At 64.1% G+C, this 17,632-nt stretch carries 21 protein-coding genes and 1 tRNA gene; 7 read left to right on the forward strand and 15 right to left on the reverse strand.

Features of this window, described 5'->3' with window-relative positions; translation table 11 throughout:
* The first annotated feature begins 2 nt into the window (after positions 1-2).
* The 3 genes from NKI19_RS07400 to NKI19_RS07410 all read left to right on the forward strand — a co-directional run bounded on the left by NKI19_RS07400 (position 3) and on the right by NKI19_RS07410 (position 2,612).
* The gene (locus NKI19_RS07400; protein ID WP_352490277.1) at positions 3-980 is read left to right on the forward strand and encodes a DUF3592 domain-containing protein; all 978 of its coding nucleotides are present in this window, start codon (positions 3-5) and stop codon (positions 978-980) included.
* Positions 981-1,474: 494 nt separating this feature from the next.
* A complete protein-coding gene (locus tag NKI19_RS07405) occupies positions 1,475-1,996 on the forward strand; it encodes a hypothetical protein (protein WP_352490276.1) in 522 nt (173 codons plus the stop codon).
* Positions 1,989-2,612, forward strand: coding sequence for a hypothetical protein (locus NKI19_RS07410; protein ID WP_352490275.1), 624 nt, complete (start codon positions 1,989-1,991; stop codon positions 2,610-2,612). The genes NKI19_RS07405 and NKI19_RS07410 overlap by 8 nt, the downstream gene beginning before the upstream one ends.
* Before the next feature lie 12 nt (positions 2,613-2,624).
* Here NKI19_RS07410 and NKI19_RS07415 read toward each other — a convergent pair whose 3' ends face one another.
* From NKI19_RS07415 to NKI19_RS07425, 3 genes are all read right to left on the reverse strand, one after another.
* Complete coding sequence (locus NKI19_RS07415) at positions 2,625-2,909, reverse strand: PilZ domain-containing protein (protein ID WP_352490361.1); 285 nt, start codon at positions 2,907-2,909, stop codon at positions 2,625-2,627.
* 173 nt (positions 2,910-3,082) lie between these two features.
* The gene (locus tag NKI19_RS07420) at positions 3,083-3,676 is read right to left on the reverse strand and encodes a BA14K family protein (protein ID WP_352490274.1); all 594 of its coding nucleotides are present in this window, start codon (positions 3,674-3,676) and stop codon (positions 3,083-3,085) included.
* A gap of 52 nt (positions 3,677-3,728) precedes the next feature.
* Complete coding sequence (locus tag NKI19_RS07425; RefSeq protein ID WP_352490273.1) at positions 3,729-3,866, reverse strand: hypothetical protein; 138 nt, start codon at positions 3,864-3,866, stop codon at positions 3,729-3,731.
* Here NKI19_RS07425 and NKI19_RS07430 point away from each other — a divergent pair.
* Both NKI19_RS07430 and NKI19_RS07435 read left to right on the forward strand, forming a co-directional pair.
* Positions 3,865-4,977 carry an endonuclease/exonuclease/phosphatase family protein gene (locus NKI19_RS07430; RefSeq protein ID WP_352490272.1) on the forward strand — a complete coding sequence of 371 codons (1,113 nt, stop codon included), beginning with the start codon at positions 3,865-3,867 and terminating at the stop codon, positions 4,975-4,977. The genes NKI19_RS07425 and NKI19_RS07430 overlap by 2 nt on opposite strands.
* A 7-nt stretch (positions 4,978-4,984) precedes the next feature.
* Positions 4,985-5,731, forward strand: coding sequence for a hypothetical protein (locus NKI19_RS07435; RefSeq protein ID WP_352490271.1), 747 nt, complete (start codon positions 4,985-4,987; stop codon positions 5,729-5,731).
* On the opposite strand, the gene NKI19_RS07440 is transcribed toward NKI19_RS07435, so the two are convergent.
* From NKI19_RS07440 to NKI19_RS07455, 4 genes are all read right to left on the reverse strand, one after another.
* On the reverse strand, positions 5,706-5,948 hold the full coding sequence (locus NKI19_RS07440; protein ID WP_352490270.1) for a hypothetical protein: 243 nt from the start codon (positions 5,946-5,948) through the stop codon (positions 5,706-5,708). The genes NKI19_RS07435 and NKI19_RS07440 overlap by 26 nt on opposite strands.
* 115 nt (positions 5,949-6,063) lie before the next feature.
* Positions 6,064-7,281: an ABC transporter permease gene (locus NKI19_RS07445; protein WP_352490269.1), complete on the reverse strand. Its 1,218-nt coding sequence runs from the start codon at positions 7,279-7,281 to the stop codon at positions 6,064-6,066.
* Between the two features lie 2 nt (positions 7,282-7,283).
* A complete protein-coding gene (locus NKI19_RS07450; RefSeq protein ID WP_352490268.1) occupies positions 7,284-7,991 on the reverse strand; it encodes an ABC transporter ATP-binding protein in 708 nt (235 codons plus the stop codon).
* Positions 7,992-7,993: 2 nt separating this feature from the next.
* Positions 7,994-9,286 (reverse strand): efflux RND transporter periplasmic adaptor subunit, encoded by a 1,293-nt coding sequence (locus tag NKI19_RS07455; protein ID WP_352490267.1) that lies wholly within the window; start codon positions 9,284-9,286, stop codon positions 7,994-7,996.
* A 111-nt stretch (positions 9,287-9,397) separates the two neighbouring features.
* Between NKI19_RS07455 and NKI19_RS07460 the strand changes: the two genes are divergently transcribed.
* Together NKI19_RS07460 and NKI19_RS07465 are read left to right on the forward strand one after the other, a co-directional pair.
* Positions 9,398-10,303, forward strand: coding sequence for a PhzF family phenazine biosynthesis protein (locus NKI19_RS07460; protein ID WP_352490266.1), 906 nt, complete (start codon positions 9,398-9,400; stop codon positions 10,301-10,303).
* A 105-nt stretch (positions 10,304-10,408) separates the two neighbouring features.
* Positions 10,409-10,484: transfer RNA gene (locus tag NKI19_RS07465), tRNA-Lys, on the forward strand.
* Between the two features lie 95 nt (positions 10,485-10,579).
* Here NKI19_RS07465 and NKI19_RS07470 read toward each other — a convergent pair.
* Genes NKI19_RS07470 through cbiE form a run of 8 tightly spaced genes read right to left on the reverse strand, consistent with a single transcriptional unit; the run spans position 10,580 to position 17,632 of the window.
* On the reverse strand, positions 10,580-11,320 hold the full coding sequence (locus NKI19_RS07470; RefSeq protein WP_352564514.1) for a hypothetical protein: 741 nt from the start codon (positions 11,318-11,320) through the stop codon (positions 10,580-10,582).
* Between the two features lie 26 nt (positions 11,321-11,346).
* Positions 11,347-12,357, reverse strand: a complete 1,011-nt coding sequence (cobT, locus tag NKI19_RS07475) for a nicotinate-nucleotide--dimethylbenzimidazole phosphoribosyltransferase (RefSeq protein ID WP_352490264.1) — start codon at positions 12,355-12,357, stop codon at positions 11,347-11,349.
* A 24-nt stretch (positions 12,358-12,381) separates the two neighbouring features.
* Positions 12,382-13,143, reverse strand: a complete 762-nt coding sequence (locus NKI19_RS07480) for an adenosylcobinamide-GDP ribazoletransferase (RefSeq protein ID WP_352490263.1) — start codon at positions 13,141-13,143, stop codon at positions 12,382-12,384.
* Complete coding sequence (locus tag NKI19_RS07485) at positions 13,140-14,453, reverse strand: cobyrinic acid a,c-diamide synthase CobB (protein ID WP_352490262.1); 1,314 nt, start codon at positions 14,451-14,453, stop codon at positions 13,140-13,142. Before NKI19_RS07485 ends, NKI19_RS07480 begins: the two co-directional genes overlap by 4 nt.
* Positions 14,450-15,256: a uroporphyrinogen-III C-methyltransferase gene (cobA, locus tag NKI19_RS07490; RefSeq protein ID WP_352490261.1), complete on the reverse strand. Its 807-nt coding sequence runs from the start codon at positions 15,254-15,256 to the stop codon at positions 14,450-14,452. Before cobA ends, NKI19_RS07485 begins: the two co-directional genes overlap by 4 nt.
* Positions 15,253-16,017 (reverse strand): precorrin-4 C(11)-methyltransferase, encoded by a 765-nt coding sequence (cobM, locus tag NKI19_RS07495; RefSeq protein WP_352490260.1) that lies wholly within the window; start codon positions 16,015-16,017, stop codon positions 15,253-15,255. The genes cobA and cobM overlap by 4 nt, the downstream gene beginning before the upstream one ends.
* Positions 16,014-16,394: a cobalamin biosynthesis protein gene (locus NKI19_RS07500; RefSeq protein ID WP_352490360.1), complete on the reverse strand. Its 381-nt coding sequence runs from the start codon at positions 16,392-16,394 to the stop codon at positions 16,014-16,016. Before NKI19_RS07500 ends, cobM begins: the two co-directional genes overlap by 4 nt.
* The gene (gene cbiE, locus NKI19_RS07505; protein ID WP_352490259.1) at positions 16,391-17,632 is read right to left on the reverse strand and encodes a precorrin-6y C5,15-methyltransferase (decarboxylating) subunit CbiE; all 1,242 of its coding nucleotides are present in this window, start codon (positions 17,630-17,632) and stop codon (positions 16,391-16,393) included. Before cbiE ends, NKI19_RS07500 begins: the two co-directional genes overlap by 4 nt.

The following is a 17,632-nucleotide window of genomic DNA, read 5'->3' on the forward strand; positions in this document are numbered from 1 at the left end:
CGTTGGAACTCAAATTTCTGTTGGTCGGGTTTGCCTGCGCGGTTGCCGGCATGCTCTCCCTCGTCACCTTGCTGAAGTGGTGGGAGGTGAGGGCGGCCAGCCGCTGGTCTCCGACGCCGGGAAAGATCATCTCGTCGCGGGTCGAGGCTCGCGAGGTGACCAGTTCGGGATCCGGTTCGGACAGCAGAGGGTCGACCGAGATGCGCAACTTCCCGGCAATCACCTTCGAATACAAGGTGAACGGCAAGACATTTCGCAGTTCGCACTACAGCGTGCAGGAGAACCTTGGAAACTTTGCGGTGGCGGAAACCCTTGCGAAATTTCCAAACGGGGCCGGCGTAACCGTCTTCTACAATCCAGCCGATCCAGCCAAGGCCGTGATCGAACGCACCATGCCCGACGGCTCCTTCAAGTTCATGGTCCAGCTTTCGGCCGGGCTGGTGGTCGGCGCGCTTGTATTGGTCTTCTCCGTCGGCGGCATCCTCGAAGCGATCCGGCCGTTTTTGCCCAAGCCGCAGAACCTCGGCGCCGCTGCCCTTCTGCTTTTCATGGGATTGTTTGTCCTGCGCATGGGCTTTGCCCAGAAGTCACTTGCGGAACAGGCGGCCAAATGGCCCATCACGGCAGGACGCATCGACGCCTCGGGCCTGCAGAAATTCGAGACCCGCGACAGGTCCGGAGGCGGCTATCGGCCCTGGCGAACAGTCTTCAAATCCCGCATCGTCTACAGCTATAGCGTCGCCGGCCAGCGCTACGCCGCCGATCGCATCGCTTTCGGCGCAAACGTGACGGCTTCGCTGCCGAGCCTCGTCAGCGGTCAATCACAGCGCTACCTCGAGGGCGACAAGGTCGAGGTCCACTACGATCCCGCCAATTCGGCTGCAGCGGTTCTCGAATGCAGGGTGAGCGGGCTTTGGCTCCTGTGGGTCTGCGCCGCTGGCTTCCTCGGTGGAGCCGCGCTGCTGGTAGGCGTCATCTGAAACTGCTGTCCTATGCTGCATATCCAGCGGAAGAAGGCACCTGTCGTCAGCATCTGACAAGAATTCCGCTGTCGAAGCCAGGCCAGGTCAATCTTACCGTCGCCCCATTGCCAACGATATGGACGATACGGGAGAACGGCTCTTCGGCCGACGGGTCGGATCCGTAGCATTGGCTGGCCCGCGCCACCCAGCCCGTAGGCGTCTTGAGAAAGGTTGCGTGTTCGCAGCCGAAAGCAGGAACCGACAGTGCCTTGGGGTACAATGCGTAGACAGTCTGGCGTTGAACATCCGCAACGGCGGTACAGTTCGATCTGTCCCCAGACCATGTTCCCACATAGGGCTCCGTGGCAAAGGCGTGGCCGCACGAAAATGTTAAGATCGAAATGAGCATCAAGAGATTTCGCATCATCGATTCTTTCTTTTCGGCGTGGCCTTGGGCCATGCTAAAGCATCGATGCTCAAACTTCACAATGATGCTGCTCCAAGGGACTTAAATGATCATCCGCAAAGCAGCAGCTATTTTTCTGAGCATGCTGAGCCTGTTGCAAGCAGCGAACGCAACAGAATGTTCGCTCAGCCATGCGACCTATCGAGAGCCGCGTTCGGGAGCGACGATACAGTTCCGGCCAACCAACGACGAGCCGGCTGCGCTGACGACAGAGGTCTTTTCGCTGATCGTGCCCAACACCGACCTTCATCTGCCGTCGGACATCACCTGGACCAATGGCAAGTACTCGTTTCCTGTGGGCACGATCCGGCACACCTGCACCGACGACGATCGCGAGGCGGGTCTCGAGGACGGCACCGGGCTGTGCAGAGTGTGGGACGGGCAGGTCTATGCGTTCAATGCGGGCGGTGCCGAGCAGTTGAGCTCTCGCGAAGTCTCGCCGGCACCGGCAGGGTTGCTGTTGCCTGACTTCGGCGCGATTTTTACCGAATTTCCCGATTTCACCAAAGCCAATCCCGATGGTTCAGCCTGGGACGCCTTTAGCTTGACCGGTTGCAGCGATGAATAGCAAGAGACTGCCGGCCTGCATCTTCGCCCTGCCGGTCCTTATGGCCATGGCCACCGGGGTTCGTGCCGACCAAGGCAAGCCGTCGCGTCCGCCTGTCGACAAATGCAGCTGGGAACGGCTGGCGGACAAGGATGTCGGGCTGGCTGCTTGGGTGCAGCGCTGCGATTTCGGTTTTCGCCGGATTCATTTCGAGCTTCGCGGTAATGCTCTTGCCATCAAATACAGCGATGGCGGGCCGGCTGATCCCGTCGTCGAAGTCTTCGATATGCTGCCGGGCGAGGTCGCCGACGCAGCGTTGCAGCGCATTTTCACGCAGAAGACCGAGAAAGCCATCAGCACACGTTGCGTGCTCATGCCTTACACCGAAGGGGCGACGCCCGCGCGCATCCTCCGGTATGTTTTCAGTCCCGATGCCGCCTATCGTGAGGAATTGAAGACCGTCGCCAACCCTGACGAGGTCGGCGAACCGCCTTGCGGCGAATGGGGCGAAGCCCCGGACGGCATTCAGTATTTCGAGGTGCAATCACCCGAACTGCGAAAGCTTCTATTCGTTCGCGTCGGCCAGGATGAGCCGCTGTTTGACGAGCAGACACTGCAAGTCCTGCCACCCGGATAGCGCCGGGAGATATCAGCCGTAGTGCCAACTGGGCTTTGGCTGGGTGCCGGTGAACATCACGCCGATGCGGTCCTCGCGGCGCCAGCGGACCACCGCCTTGTAGGCAATACCGTCGGTCGGGACATAGAGCAGGAACTCATCGGGCACGCGCGCGTCGATCGAGACCTTCAATTCGGCGCCGCCAGCATGCATGTTGCGCAGCGTGCATGTGACCTCGGAATTGCTCATGCCGGTCAGGATCGTCGCGCCCTTCAAGACGCGCTGCCGGCGTTTGTCCCTCTGTTCGTCCTCGGCCATTGCACGCAATCCAGCCATCTTCGCGTCTCGGGCGTTCTGATCGGGAGGATTATTAGACCTGCCTGATAAAAATAGCGTTATCACCAGTGAGACTGGGCGATTTTCGCGATTCCTGGCTGGAAGAAAAAGGCGCCGCGAAGCACGGCGCCGAATGATGCTTGTTGTCGGCCTGCTTACCTATAGGGCGAGTAGCATTGCTGGCGCGGCCCGTAATAGGGCTGGAAGGTATTGTCCCAGGCGCGGTACGACCGGTAGCGATTGTAACACCATTGCACATGTGCACTGGACAGCCGCCCTGCGCGATAATAGCGGCGCGGTGGCGGCGCGTCGTAGTAGTTGTAGCTGTTGTACAGGCTGCCAAGGCCGAGCCCCAGGCCCAAGCCAAGAATCGCGGCGCCCGCACCATCATCATAGTAGCCGCCGCGGTAATGGCGGTAATGGCGGCGATGGTGGCGCCAGCGCCAGCTGTCGTCCCAGCCGCCATTGTCCCAGTGTCTCGAAAAATGACGGCCGCGGAAATTGTTGGACCGCCATCTCCAATCATTGTCGCCGTGCCATTGCCGAAAGCCGCGATTGCGCCAACGCCAGATCTGCCTGTCATTGCCGCCTGCCCAATCTTCACGAATTTGCACGATGTCGGCGGCATTGCCCGCCACCGGCAGCAGGAGTTTGGGCATCGGCCCTGCAAGCGAGGGGGCCGAGAGGCCGGCTATCAGACCGAGGGCCATCAGCCCGGATCCGACGGAAGATAAAAAGAGCGGTTTCATCGCACTCTCCGAAGGTTCAGGCCCCACGCCCAAAATACCCCGGGGGAAGGGCCTATTGATGGAACTTTCCATCTGAACGGAAGATGAACAAAAAGGTTCCGTCAACCATGGCGAGCGCGCGATCAATCAGAGCCGCTTGGTTTCTGCGCACTTGTTTTCGGGCGCGCTTGCGGGCAAAGGTCAAAGCCATGTCGCTGCGCCTTGCCACCTTTAACGTCGAAAACCTGATGAACAGGTTTGATTATTCCGGATACCGCAATCAGCTCAACGAGGACCGCACGCTGGCGCTTTTCGACATCCAGAGCGAGGCCGAATACAAGATGCTCGAGCAGGCGCGGGCGATCGCGCAGTCCGACGACACGCGCCAGTTGACGGCGCTGGCGATCGCGGCCACCCGCGCCGACATTATCTGCATGCAGGAGGTCGACAATATCGAGGCGCTGAGGGCCTTCGAATATGGCTATCTGTTCAAGATGGTGGGGCAAGGCTACCGGCAGAAATACACCACCGCCGGCAATGATTCGCGCGGCATCGACGTCGCCGTGATGATGCGCAACGAGACCGCCCAGGGCCAGCCGATCGAATTCGTGCGCATGACCAGCTACGCCTATGTCACGTTCGAGCAATTCGGGCTGCACACGGCGGAATTGGCAGCGCTTGGTCACCAGGCCAATGAGCGCATCTTCCGGCGCGACTGCCTGGAAATCGATCTGACGGTGGCCGGCGCGCCGTTGACGCTCTATCTCGTGCATTTCAAGTCGATGGGCTCTCCCCGTAACGGCCTCGACGGCCGCGAGGCGACAATGCCGCTGCGCATCGCCGAGGCGCAAACGGTGCGCCGGATCATCGAGGAGCGCTTCGGCAAGGATCATGCCGCCGACAAGCGCTGGGCAATCTGCGGCGACATGAACGACTACCGGCAGCGCGTGAAGATTACGGGCGATGTCGTCGACGGCTATCGCTTCGAAGTGATCGACGAGACCCGGTCCTGCATCGACGTGCTCACTGCCGGCGGTTTTTGCGAAAATGCGATCGAGCGGCGACCGGAAATGGACCGCTGGACTTTCTATCACACGCGCGGACCGGAAGAGCGGCATCTCTGCCAGCTCGACTACATCCTTCTGTCGAGGGCGCTAGCCAGGCAGAACGCCACCGCCGTTCCCGATATCATCCGCAACGGCCAGCCTTGGCGCACCATATTTCCGGCAGGCCAGGAGGTCGAGCGGTTCCCACGCGCCGGGTGGGACCGGCCGAAGGCATCCGACCATTGCCCGGTAGCAATTGCCCTCGACATGGCGTGAGATAGGCGTGAGTTTCGATCTGCCGCGCAACGTCATCCTGCCCGTCGATGCCATCGACGTCAGGCTCGATCCCGGGCCGCATCCGTTCGAACGCGATAATGCCGAGGCGATCGCCACGAACTGGCGGCGCGAGACCGCAGCCAGGCCGGCGCTTTTCGACGGCACCGTGGTGCTGCTTTCCGCACTCAGCTATCGCGACAATCGCCTCGTCGGCCGCTGCCATGCGGTGCGTTATTCGACCTTCATGCTTTGGCGCGGCAATCGACAGGTGGCCGGGGCCGAGCATGCCTATGCCCATGCCATGCTGGTCGCCGGCGACAATGCGCTGGTGGCAATCCGCATGGCGCCGCATACGGTCAATGCCGGGCGCGTCTACTTCGCCGCCGGTTCGTTCGAGCCAACCGATTTCCGCGACGGCCTTGTCGATGTCGACTTCAACATGATCCGCGAGGTGCGCGAAGAGACCGGCCTCGACCTGTCAGGCGCGACACGCGGCAGGCGCCATTACGCCCTGTCGACGACAAGCGGCACTGTGATCTTTCGCCGCTACCGCGAGAGGGTCTCCGCCGACGACCTGGCACAGCGGATCAGCGCTTTCGTCGCGGCCGAGGCAGAGCCTGAAATCGAAGGCCCCGTCATCATCCGCAATGCAGCCGACCTGCCGGACGGCTTGATGCCGCATATGAGACCGCTGATCGAATGGCACTTTGCGGGCAAGGATTCCGACTCTAACGTCGCCACCTGCCTTCAATAGCCTTGCGGTCGCTACGGCCAGCGACAAAATACAACAGCACGCCGAGACCCAGGAGCGCCCCCATCGCCGTTCCCATCGTCTGCCCAATTACCTGCTGGAAGTCAGCGGTGACGCGATCGGGATTGTCCATTCCATAACGGATCAAATTCCACCAAAGCCCTGCCAAGGCGGATTCGACGATCACAATCGCCAGAGCCAGTCGCCCTTTCTTGCTCATCCATTGTTCCCCCTTAGTCCCCCAACAGCATTGTTATCATTGCAGATTATGCTGCGACAAGGGCAGGTTGCATATAAAATTGGCAGCGTCGCGAGGCGACATTTGCTGCAACGCTCTACTCGTGCCTCAGCGCGTCGATCGGGTTAAGCCGCGCGCCGCGCAGCGCCGGGAAGAAGCCGAACACCATGCCGGTCAGCGCGGAGAAGCCGACCGCAAGCAGGATGACCGCCGGGCTTGGCGCAAACGGGATCGTCAGCGTTACCGAGGCGAGGCCGGCCAGCGCCAGGCCGATCAGGATGCCGATGATACCGCCAAGCAGCGACAGTACCGTCGCCTCGACCAGGAACTGGACGAGGATGTGCTTTTCATGGGCGCCGATGGCGAGCCTGATGCCGATCTCGCGCGTGCGTTCGGTTACCGACACCAGCATGATGTTCATAATGCCGATGCCGCCGACGAGCAGGCTGACGCCGGCGACGGCGCCGAGCATGCCAGTCATGGTGGTGGTGGCGCTGGCCATGGCGTCGGCGATCTGGGTCATGTCGCGGATCGAGAAATCATCGTCACGGTCGGGCGTGATGCGGCGCGTGTCGCGCAGGATGTCCTCGACGCGCTGCTGCAGCACCGTGGTTGGCGTATGGTCGTCGGCGGCGACATAGATCGATTCGATGTCGCGATTGCCGGCAATGCGACGCTGATAGGCGGCGAGCGGCATCAGCACGACATTGTCCTGGTCCTGGCCGAAACCGGTATAGCCCTTCGGTTCGAGCAAGCCGATGATCTTGCAGGAGGTGCGGTTGACGCGGATGATCTCGCCTTCGGGGTCGCCGGCGCCGAAGAACTGCTGGCGCACCGTCTCGCCGATGAGGCAGACGCCGGTGCCCGAGCGGGTTTCCGAATCGCTGAACGGGCGGCCCGAAACCAGCTTCCAGTCGCGAGCATCGAGATAGGCGCTGTCGGTGCCGGTGACGCCGGAAGTCAGGCTTTCGGTGCCGAAAATGACGCGCACCTGCTTTTGCGACGCCGGCGAGATGGCGCGCGAGCCGTCCAGATGCGCGACAAGCGCTGCGAGGTCCTTGTCGCCGAGCGGCCGGACCACCTGATCGAGCCCTCCCGGGCCACCGGGCCCGGCAGGGCGGCCGGAACGGATGACGAGCAGATTGCTGCCGAGCTTGGAAATATCGGACTTGACCTTCTCGGTGGTGCCCGAGCCGATGGTCAGCATGGCGATGACGGCGGCAACGCCGATGACGATGCCGAGCAGTGTCAGGAACGAGCGCAGCACGTTGCGGCGGATGGAGCGGAGCGAGAGGCGAACGGTTTCCCAGATCACGGCTAGGCCATCTCAAGACTGGCTGTGTCCGAGGCGACATGGCCATCGAGGAAACGGATCGTGCGCTGCGCATAACCGGCAACATCGGCTTCGTGCGTGACCATGGCGATAGTCAAGCCGAGCTCGCTGTTCAGCTGCGTCAGGAGCTCCATGATCTCGTGCGTGCGGGCGGTGTCGAGATTGCCGGTCGGCTCGTCGGCGACGAGCAGCGTCGGCCTGGTGACGATGGCGCGGGCAATCGCCACGCGCTGCTGCTGGCCTCCGGACAGCTCGGCCGGCGTATGATGCTCGCGGCCGACAAGGCCGACCTCGGCAAGTGCCTGCATGGCAAGGCCGCGACGCTCGCGGGCACCGACGCCGCGATAGATCAGCGGCAGTTCGACATTCTCGGCCGCCGTGGTGCGCGGCAAGAGATTATAGCCCTGGAAGACGAAGCCGACATAGAGGTTGCGCAGCTGAGCGCGGCGGTTGCGGTCGAGACGGCCGGCGTCGATGCCTTCGAAGCTGTAGGTCCCGGCTGTCGGCGTGTCGAGGCAGCCAATGATGTTCATGGCCGTCGATTTGCCCGAGCCGGACGGGCCCATGATGGCGACGAATTCGCCACGCCTGATGGCGAGGTCGACGCCGGCCAGCGCATGCACCCGGGCCTCGCCCTGGCCATAGCTTTTCCAGACCTTGTCGAAGCCGATGAGGGTCGCGCCCGACGCCACGATCAGCTCCGCTGCTGCGAGGCGGTAATGACTTGCGCGCCTTCTTCCAGGCCGGAGACGATCTCGGTCAGTTCGCCATCTGTCGAGCCGACCCTGACGTTGACCGGGTGCGGCCGGCCATTCTCCAGCACGTAGAGCGTGCGCGAGCCGTCGGCGGGCTTCGTCGCCGCCTGGCGCTGGCGGTTGCCTCCGGGGCGTCCCATGCGGCCGGTGAACACGTCGGTGAGGCTCCAGCCGCGCTCCGCCGTCTGCGCCGGCCGATAGCGGAAGGCGATGGACGGCACGGTGAGCACGTTCTTGGCCTGCTTGGTGACGACCGAGACGGTGGCAGTCATGCCGGGCCGCAACAAAAGCTCGCTATTGTCGACATCCAGCCTTGCATCGTAAGTGACGACGCCGTCGGTGGTGACCGAAGCGTAGGAGATGTCGCGGATCTCGGCGTCGAACGGCCGTTCCGGGAAGGCATCGACGGTGAAGCGCGCATGCTGGCCGGGTTTGACGGCGCCGATGTCGGCCTCGTCGACCGCAGCTTTCAGCTCCATGTTCTTCAGATCGGCGGCGATGACGAACAGCACCGGCGCCTGCAGCGACGAGGCGACCGTCTGGCCGGGATCGACCGAGCGCGTCAGTATGATGCCGTCGATCGGAGCGTAGATGGCGCTCTTGGCAAGATCCGTCTGCTGCGCCTTGAGATCGGCATTGGCCATGGCGAGGTTGGCTTTGGCGATATCGAGCGCCGCCTTCGAGCGGTCGCGCGTGGCGGTTGCCGCTTCAAGCGACTGGTCCGTCGCCATGCCGCGCTTGGTCAGTTGCGCCGCGCGCGCCAGCGCCTTTTCGCTTTCGGCCAGGGTCACGGTGGCGTCCTCGACACTCGCCGCCGCTGCTTTGGCGGAGGCCTGGGCGCGCTCGATCTGCACCTCCAGCTTGGCGGTGTCGAGCGCGGCCAGCACATCGCCCTTCTTCACCAGTTGGTTCTCGTTGACCGAGACCGAGCGGACGACGCCGGAGAGTTCGCTGGAAATATCGACCTGGGTGAGGGGCTGCAGCGTGCCGGTAGCCGAAACCGCGACGGTAAGGTCGGCCATGGCGGCCAGTGTCGTGGTATACTCGATCTTGGCGGGCGAGCCCGCATACCACTGGTAGCCGACGACACTCGCGGCGACGGCAAGCAGTGCGAACACTGCGTAAAGCCAACCGCGACGGCGTTTTGTCTTCAGGCCCTGGTGGTCGAGCCCGAGCGCCGTCTCGATGGCGGAAGCGGATTCCGTCTTTGGCAGATTGACAATCTGGTCCACGCCGGACCCCTATGTTCAGTGATATCCCATCAGTGCACAAATCAGGCCTTATGGTTCAAAATTCAAATTAAATTTCGCTCATGTTGGGAATGAGGCAGAGGACTTACTGAGATGCAGCCGCGGAATTACTTGTTTTACGACGTATTCACCACCAACCGGCTGGCCGGCAATCCGCTGGCCGTGGTGCTCGACTGTGACGGGCTGGACGTTGCGGCGATGCAGGCGGTGGCGCGCGAGTTCAACCTGTCCGAAACCGTCTTCGTGCTGCCGCCGGATAATCCGAAGCACCGGGCCCGCGTCCGTATCTTCACGCCCGACTATGAAATGCCGTTCGCCGGCCACCCAACCGTCGGCTCGGCGATAGCGCTCGCCGAAATGGCGGGAGAGGCCGCCGGCATCTTCGTGCTCGAGGAGAATATCGGCCCGGTGCGCTGCGCTGTCAGCAAGCACGATGGTTCGACCTTTGCCGAGTTCGACCTGGCGAAACTGCCGGCGCAGCTGGAATTGTCGGCCGATCCCGAGGCGATCGGCGCGGCCCTTGGCCTTGGGCCGCACGAGATCGGCTTCGAGAACCACCGCGTTTCATTCTGGTCGGCTGGAGTGCCTTACGTGACCATCCCCGTCGCCAATCTGGAGGCGGCTGCCCGGATCAGGCTGGACAACCAGGCGTGGTCGGAGCTCGCACCACGCAAAAGCGAATGGGCCTTCGCCAGCCCCTATGTCTATTGCCGCGAGACCGTGCACCACGACAGTGCCTTCCATGTCCGCATGATGGTGCCCGGCAATCCGTCCTACGAAGACCCGGCGACCGGCTCGGCGGCGGCCGCGTTCGCTGGCGCGATCATGCATTTCGACGGCCCGACCGACGGCGTTTCACAACTGTGGATCGAGCAGGGGCTGGAGATGGGCCGGCCTTCGCGCATTCGCCTCGAACTGAATGTCGAAGGTGGCAAACTGACGGCCGCCCGCATCGGCGGCCATGCGGTCAAGGTGGCGGAAGGCAGGCTTTTCATCTGACCATGTGCGGCACTTGGGCAATTTGTCGGGAAATGAATCGGCAGGGCTGGACATGGCGGATGTCGGCGGCTATATGCCCGCCAACGCCGGTTTTGCCGGCCGAGTGGGTGCGTAGCTCAGTTGGTAGAGCAGCTGACTCTTAATCAGCGGGTCCACAGTTCAATCCTGTGCGCACCCACCAAAAATCTTCAGGATTTGGTGGAAAGACCCTAGAACGTGTGACGGCGTTTTTGCACGTTGCACCTATCAGCCGGTTGCAGTCGGCGAGCCTGATTTCTATTGGATGGTGGGCCGTAGATAGGTGAGGGTTGCCCGCGTTATGGCCAGCACGCTTTCGACTTCTGTGAAGCTTGTTTTGCTTTTGCTGGCAATCCATTCGAGTTCAGGAACCCTTGGCAACCGAAGCGCGTCACATATTCCCGAACCCGACAGAATTGGGTGGTGGAAGGACGTCGGCTCGTCGTTTGCATAGTAGGGGAAGCGAAAATATAACCAGATTGGCCCGCCATACCCCAGCTTGATGGTCATTCCCACTGTAACCCTGTGGCCAAAAACGTCTTCGATGGCTCCATGAAAACTGAGGTCCCGAGCAACATAGTCGTATGATGAGTCCTGCAGCCCCATGGAATTCCACAGCGTCCAGCTGTGTGCTTTCAACTCCTTGTAGTTGGGAAATTTTGTCATCTCGGGAGTTAGGCGTGTAGGCGGGTCGCGGTAGCCTGTCTCCGTTCTCCATTCCTCCGCCGCGCTGCGAAGATCTTCAAAAGTCTGAACGATTTTCGGATTTGTCTTCTCGCCAGTGCAGATTGAAATCCGCCATCGAGAAATCATCTCGCACAGCTCTTCGACCGTATGGCCTGATCGCTCTGCCCAATCCTCCGTGGCCACTATCCACGGCGAATTGTATTTCAGCCCGGCAAAAGCTCCGCTCTTGCTGTCGAAATCTCCGATAATCCGAGCAAGAATATCGCGAAGCCCCTGTTTGGGGTCTCCGAAAATTTGTGAAGGTTGGTTCATCGACGCAGCCCGAACTTTGCGAGCGCTTACTTCTCCGAAACCCCCGCCTCCGCAAAGCTTGCCATGCGGGCATGGCATTCCAATGCCGAGCGGACGATGTTGACGGCGAGGCAGGCGCCGGAGCCTTCGCCGAGCCGCATGCCGAGGTCGAGCAAGGGTGGCAGACCGAGCGCTTCGAGCAGGCGGCGGTGGCCGGATTCGGCTGAGACGTGAGCGGCCATGGTGTGGGCAAGGCCGGCGGGATGCAGCCCGGCCAAGGGTGCCGCGGCGGCGGTGCAGACGAAGCCGTCGAGCAGCACCGGCACGCCGAGATGGCGCGCCGCCAGCGTCGCGCCAAGTATTGCGGCGAGCTCGCGCCCGCCTAGGGCCGCCGCTACCTTCAGCGGATCGGCTAGCGCCGTGGCGTGGCGCTTCAGGCCGGCCTCGATGGCGACGATCTTGCGCACGAGGCCGGCGTCGTCGACGCCGGTGCCGCGTCCGGTCCATCGCTCCGCGCCGCCACCGAACAGCGCGGTCGAGATGGCCGCGGCCGGCGTGGTGTTGCCGATGCCCATTTCGCCGAAGCAGACAAGGTCGAGATCCCTGCTGATCGCGTCGTAGCCGGCCGAGACGGCGGCGAGGAAGGCCTCGTCGTCCATCGCCGGCTCTTGGGTGAAGTCGCCGGTCGGACGGTCGAGGTCGAGCGGGATGACGTCCAGCTCTGCGCCGGCGATACGGGCAAGCTGGTTGATGGCGGCGCCGCCGCCGGCGAAATTCGCCACCATCTGCACGGTGACCTCCGACGGGAAGGCAGACACACCTTGCGCGGTGACGCCGTGGTTGCCGGCAAAGACGAAGACCTTGACGCGGTCGAGCTTTGGCATGTCGCGGCCCTGCCAGCGCGCCAGCCAGGCGGCTATTGCCTCCAGCCGGCCAAGGCTGCCTTGCGGCTTGGTCAGCGTGTCCTGGCGGCGGGCGACGGCATTGGCGGCGGTGTCGCTGCCGCTGGGCAGGTCGAGGCAGGCGGCGCGCAGTTCATCGAGTGATTTGAAAGGCATGGGGGCGAAATCTCCGAAACAGAGTCAGGAAAGGGAAACGGAAGCGACGAGCAGGATTGTGATCTCGCCCAGCTGCTGCAGGGCACCGACGGTGTCGCCGGTCTGGCCGCCGACCTGGTTCAGGCACAGCGCCCGGAAGGCGGCAAACAGAAACGCAAGCAGGACGAGCGCCAAGATGGCAGCGCTGAACCCAAGCGCCAGCAGCGCGGCCGCACCGAGCACAGCACCGGCTATAGCGGTTTCGGCCGTGACTGTGCCTGCATCAACCGAGAGGCCGTCGCTACGGGTCGGCGGCAGCAGGTGCATGAAGGCGCCGAGCAGGCCGCGCGACGCCGCATGCGCGGCAATAAGGGCCCAAAGGACATGAGCCGGGCCGGCGAATCCAGAGAGCACGCTCCAGCGGATCAGCAGCGAGATGCCGAGCGCGCAAGCGCCGTAGGCGCCGATGCGGCTGTCGCGCATGATCTCCAATTTCCTGTCGCGCGTCTTGCCGCCGCCAAAGCCGTCGGCGACATCCGAAAGCCCATCTTCATGCAGGCAGCCAGTGGCAAGCAAGATCGCGGCAAGGGTCAACGCTGCAGCAGGACCCTCGGCAAGGCCGAGCCTCGTCCCGACGGCGTAGACCAGCGCACCGGCCAGAGCGACGGCGAGACCGGCAACGGGTGCAGCCCAGATCGCAGCGGCAAGGCTGCGGCCACGAAACTCGGCTCTCGGCAGCGGCAGCCGGGTGAAGAAGACGAGGCAAAGCGCGACGTCTTCGAGCAGCTGCCGTCGCGAGATGTTCATGCGCCCCTCGCAATGGCATGAAAGAACGTGCCGCTGACAGTGCCGCGCCGGTAGCCGGAGGCGCCGAGCGGATTGCCTTGTCCGTCGGCAAGGTCGGCCAGCGGCTCGTCATTGCCGGTCGCAACCATCTGCGCGTAGTGGAATTCATGGCCGCGGATCAGCGTGCCTTGGCCGCCGAGCGGACACCCGGACCGCAGCCGCGCCTCGCGGTAGCCGAGGTTCATCTTGCGCTTGGCGAAGCTGGTCGAATGGCCGAGCAGGCCGAGCATCCGATGCGTCTCGCCCGATGCGTCCTCGATCGCCTCGCCGAGCACCATGAAGCCGCCGCACTCACCATGGACCGGCCGCGTAGCGGCGAACCGCACCATGCCGGCCCTGAAATTCGCCGCGGCCGCGAGGCGGCCGGCGTGCAGCTCGGGATAGCCGCCGGGCAGCCAGCAGACATCGCAATTGTCGCCAGGCGCCTCATCGGCGAGCGGCGAGAACGGAACGATCTCGGCGCCGACCTTGCGCCAATGCATGGCGACATGCGGATAGAGGAAGGTGAAGGCGGCGTCCTCGGCGAGTGCAATGCGCTGGCCGGGGGGCGGCAGCGCGTCGCCGAAATTGCCGGGCGCCGGCGTAAATGGCGCCGCCAGCGCCATAATCGCGTCGAGGTCGAGCGAGCGCTCGACCATGTCGGCCAGCCGGTCGAGATGCGCCATCAGATTCTCATATTCGCCGGCCTGGACGAGGCCGAGATGGCGCTCGGGCAGGTTGAGCGAGGGATCGCGCAGGATGGCGCCGACGACAGGCAGGCCGAGTGCCTCGATGGCATCGCCGCATAGCCGGCGGTGGCGCTCGCTGCCCAGCCGGTTGAGCACGACGCCGGCCATGCGTACATCCGGGTCATAGGTGGCAAATCCCTTGGCGACGGCCGCTGCCGTGGTCGACTGGCCGGAGACATCGAGCACCAGCAGCACCGGCAGCCCGTAGAGCCGGGCAAGGTCGGCAGCCGAGCCGGACCGTTCTGGAGCAGCGGGAATCCCGTCGAACAGGCCCATGGCGCTTTCGAGGAAGATAAAATCGGCATCTTCGGTCGCTTCGCCGGCCAGTGCGTTGAGCAGGGCGGGCGGCATTGCCCAGCTGTCGAGATTGACGCCGGACAGGCCCGTGGCTGCGGTGTGGAAGCCGGGATCGATATAATCCGGGCCGGATTTGGCGCCGCGCACTTTCAGGCCGCGCCGGGCAAGCGCGCGCAAAATGCCGATGGTGACGCTGGTCTTGCCCGAGCCCGAGCGCGGCGCGCCGATGATGATGGCGCGGGTCATGGCTCACCCGCCAGTGCCGCGCGCATCCCGACGATGCCGCCGACGACGATCAGCGCCGGCGAGGTCAGACCGGCGGCCGCTGCCTCTTCCGCAATGGTGGCGAGCATGGCGACGACGATCCGTTCCTGCGGTGTCGTCGCAGCGACGATTACCGCGGCGGGCGTCGAAGGCGCCAGCCCGCCCTCAAGCAGCGAGGCTGATATCAGCGGCAGATTGGCCATGCCCATATAGATGACCACCGGCTGGCCTGTACGGGCGATTGCCGCCCAGTCGAGATCATCATCGGTGCCGGCGGCATGGCCGGTCGCCAGGATCAGCGCCTTGTTGATGCCGCGCATGGTGCCGGGAATGCCGGTCGCGGCCAGCGCGCTGAGGCCGGACGTCAAGCCGGGCAGGGTGCGGAACGGGATGTTTTCCCTGGTCAACGCCAGCGCCTCTTCGCCGCCACGCCCGAAAATATAAGGGTCGCCGCCCTTCAGTCGGACGACACGCCGGCCCGCGCGCGCCAGCCGGACCAGCAGAGCGGTGATGTCGTCCTGCTTCATCGAGGGCTTGCCACCGCGCTTGCCGGCATAGAACAGTTCCGCGCCGTTGGCCACGGCGACGACTTCCGGCGAGACCAGCGCGTCATAAACCAGCGCGTCGCACTGTCCGAGGGCGGCCAGCACTTCCAGCGTCAGGCAGCCGGGATCGCCGGGACCGGCGCCGGCCAGCCAGACATGACCGGGCTCCAGCTGGCGCGGCTTGAAGTTCAGCCGGGTGAGCGCCTGCTCGACCGTGGTGTTTCCGGTGCTGCCGCTCACAATCCGTTCCGTCCGCGAAAGCGCCGCTGGTAGTGCGCGTCGTACAGTGAACTTTCGCCAAAGCCCTCCGCTGCCAGCGAGCGGCCGACGAAGATGATTGCCGTGCGTTCCATCGGATCGGCGGCCAGTTGCGCTTCAATTGTCGCCAGCGTGCCGGTCAGCACGCGTTCGTCCGGCCAGGAAGCACGGAAGACGACCGCGACCGGGCAGTCGGCGCCGTAATGCGGCGTCAGCTCGGCGACGACGCGGCCGATGGCGTGGATGGCAAGGTGGATGGCGAGCGTGGCGCCGGTGCGGCCGAAGCCGGCCAGGGTTTCGCCGGGAGGCATTTTCGAGGCGCGGCCGGAGATGCGTGTCAGCACCAGGCTTTGCGCGACTTCTGGAATGGTCAGCTCGCGGCGCAGCGCTGCCGCCGCGGCGGCAAAAGACGGCACGCCCGGCGTCAGCGTGTAAGGGATGCCGTGCTTTTCCAACCGGCGGATCTGTTCGGCAACGGCGCTCCAGACCGAAAGATCGCCGGAATGCAGGCGGGCGACGTCATGGCCGGCCGCGTGGGCCGCCAGATATTCGGCCTCGATCTCGTCGAGCGACATCGGTGCGGTGTCGATCAACTGCGTTCCGGGCGCGCAGTGCTGCAACAGCTCCGGCGCAACGATCGATCCCGCATAGAGGCAGACGGGACAACTGCCGAGCAGGCGGCTGCCGCGCAAGGTGATCAGGTCGGCGGCACCCGGACCGGCGCCGATGAAATGGACGGTCATACCGCATCTCCGCTGATGGCGATGGCGCAGGTGACAGCACCGAGCACCGTGCGCGGCCCGAGCAGTTTTGCGCCTTTGCCGGCGGCGGCAAGCGCCGAGGCTTCGGAAACCGACGGCGTGCCGGCATGCTCCTGCGATAGGTCGGAACGGCTGGTCGTAGATGCGGCTTTGAGTTCGTCCTGCTCGACAACGATTACCGGAAGGCGGAGTTCGCGTCCGGCGGCGAAGATTGCCGCTTCATCTTGCTTGAGAGACGCGGTTGCGAGGGCTGAAAGCGCGGGCAGGGCAAGCCCGTGCGCCTCCAGTGCGGTTTCTACCGCGGCAAGCACATCGCGTGCGCTGACGCCTTTGCGGCTGCCGATGCCCGCAACCATCATGGCTTCACCCAGCTCCATTGGGTAACCGGCATAGCTGGCCGCCAGGCCTGCATCGAACCGACCGGCGAAGCACGGGATATAGCGATGCGGGTGAGTTCGCCGCCGAGCTTGGTGTGCTGGGCGAGAAGCCGCGCCTCCATCTCCAGCGTTACTGCGTTGGCAACGAGGCGGCCGCCGGCAGGCAAGGCATCGAGGGCTCCTTCCAGCACGCCGGCATCGCTGCCGCCGCCGCCGATAAAGATCGCCGCCGGCGTTTCCAGCCCGGCAAGAGCTTGCGGTGCCGAACCTTCGACGACGGCGAGACTGGGAACGCCGCAGGCCACGGCGTTGCATCGGATGCGGGCGGTGCGGGCCGGATCGGCCTCAACGGCGATGGCGCGCATGGAAGGATGGGCCAGCATCCATTCGATGCCAATGGAGCCCGAGCCGGCGCCGATGTCCCACAACAGTTCGCCGCGCCTTGGCGCGAGAGCGGACAGGGTGACGGCGCGCACTTCGCGCTTGGTGATCTGGCCGTCATGTTCGAACAAATGATCGGCAAGTCCCGCTGTCAGCGGCAGGATGCGTGCTTGCGGAGTCGAATCAACTTCGATCGCGAGCACGTTGAGCGGATTGATCTTTGCGAGGTCGAAGGTGCCGGCGCTCGCCGAGCGCAGCCTTTCGTTCGGGCCGCCGAGCGCCTCCAGAACGGTCAGCTGCGAGGCGCCGAAGCCAAGCTCTGTCAGCAGACCGGCAATCGCTCCCGGTGCATCGCTGTCCGAGGTCAGCGCGAGAATGCGGGTGCAAGGATGCAGCAACGGCCGGATCAGGTCGAGCGAGCGACCATGCAGCGAAATGGTCTCGACGTCCTGCAGCGCCCAGCCAAGGCGTGAGGCGGCCAGCGAGAAGGCCGAGGGCGCGGGGATCACCCGCATATCCTCCGCCGCGACCTTGCGGGCGAGGGTGACGCCGACACCGTGGTGGAAGGGATCGCCGGAGGCCAGCACGCAGACGCGTCTGCCGGAGAGCGCCAGCACGTCGCGCAGCTCGGCATCGAAGGGCGTCGGCCAGGCGCACGCTTCACCTTTGGCGAGCGACGCGACGAGGGCAAGGTGGCGCTTGCCGCCGAAGACGAATTCGGCCTCCGCGATCAACCGCTTGGCCTCGTCGCCGAGACCAGCTACACCGTCCTCGCCGATGCCGATGATCGTGAGCCACTTTGAGGTGAGCTTGGCGCCGCGCGGAGCTTCAGCAGGCAT

The sequence above is a fragment of the Mesorhizobium sp. M0751 genome, from assembly GCF_040320265.1.
Taxonomy (GTDB): Bacteria; Pseudomonadota; Alphaproteobacteria; order Rhizobiales; family Rhizobiaceae; genus Mesorhizobium.

Excerpts from the sequence above, each read along its gene's own strand:
- NKI19_RS07480 (WP_352490263.1), bottom strand. The coding sequence starts at position 13,143 with ATGAACATCTCGCGACGGCAGCTGCTCGAAGACGTCGCGCTTTGCCTC.
- NKI19_RS07460 (WP_352490266.1), top strand. The coding sequence starts at position 9,398 with ATGCAGCCGCGGAATTACTTGTTTTACGACGTATTCACCACCAACCGG.
- NKI19_RS07500 (WP_352490360.1), bottom strand. The coding sequence starts at position 16,394 with ATGATGGTTGCGGGCATCGGCAGCCGCAAAGGCGTCAGCGCACGCGAT.
- NKI19_RS07420 (WP_352490274.1), bottom strand. The coding sequence starts at position 3,676 with ATGAAACCGCTCTTTTTATCTTCCGTCGGATCCGGGCTGATGGCCCTC.
- NKI19_RS07425 (WP_352490273.1), bottom strand. The coding sequence starts at position 3,866 with ATGGCTTTGACCTTTGCCCGCAAGCGCGCCCGAAAACAAGTGCGCAGA.
- cbiE (WP_352490259.1), bottom strand. The coding sequence starts at position 17,632 with ATGCCTGCTGAAGCTCCGCGCGGCGCCAAGCTCACCTCAAAGTGGCTC.
- NKI19_RS07430 (WP_352490272.1), top strand. The coding sequence starts at position 3,865 with ATGTCGCTGCGCCTTGCCACCTTTAACGTCGAAAACCTGATGAACAGG.
- NKI19_RS07440 (WP_352490270.1), bottom strand. The coding sequence starts at position 5,948 with ATGAGCAAGAAAGGGCGACTGGCTCTGGCGATTGTGATCGTCGAATCC.
- NKI19_RS07405 (WP_352490276.1), top strand. The coding sequence starts at position 1,475 with ATGATCATCCGCAAAGCAGCAGCTATTTTTCTGAGCATGCTGAGCCTG.
- cobT (WP_352490264.1), bottom strand. The coding sequence starts at position 12,357 with ATGCCTTTCAAATCACTCGATGAACTGCGCGCCGCCTGCCTCGACCTG.
- NKI19_RS07415 (WP_352490361.1), bottom strand. The coding sequence starts at position 2,909 with ATGGCCGAGGACGAACAGAGGGACAAACGCCGGCAGCGCGTCTTGAAG.
- NKI19_RS07470 (WP_352564514.1), bottom strand. The coding sequence starts at position 11,320 with ATGAACCAACCTTCACAAATTTTCGGAGACCCCAAACAGGGGCTTCGC.
- NKI19_RS07485 (WP_352490262.1), bottom strand. The coding sequence starts at position 14,453 with ATGACCCGCGCCATCATCATCGGCGCGCCGCGCTCGGGCTCGGGCAAG.
- cobM (WP_352490260.1), bottom strand. The coding sequence starts at position 16,017 with ATGACCGTCCATTTCATCGGCGCCGGTCCGGGTGCCGCCGACCTGATC.
- NKI19_RS07410 (WP_352490275.1), top strand. The coding sequence starts at position 1,989 with ATGAATAGCAAGAGACTGCCGGCCTGCATCTTCGCCCTGCCGGTCCTT.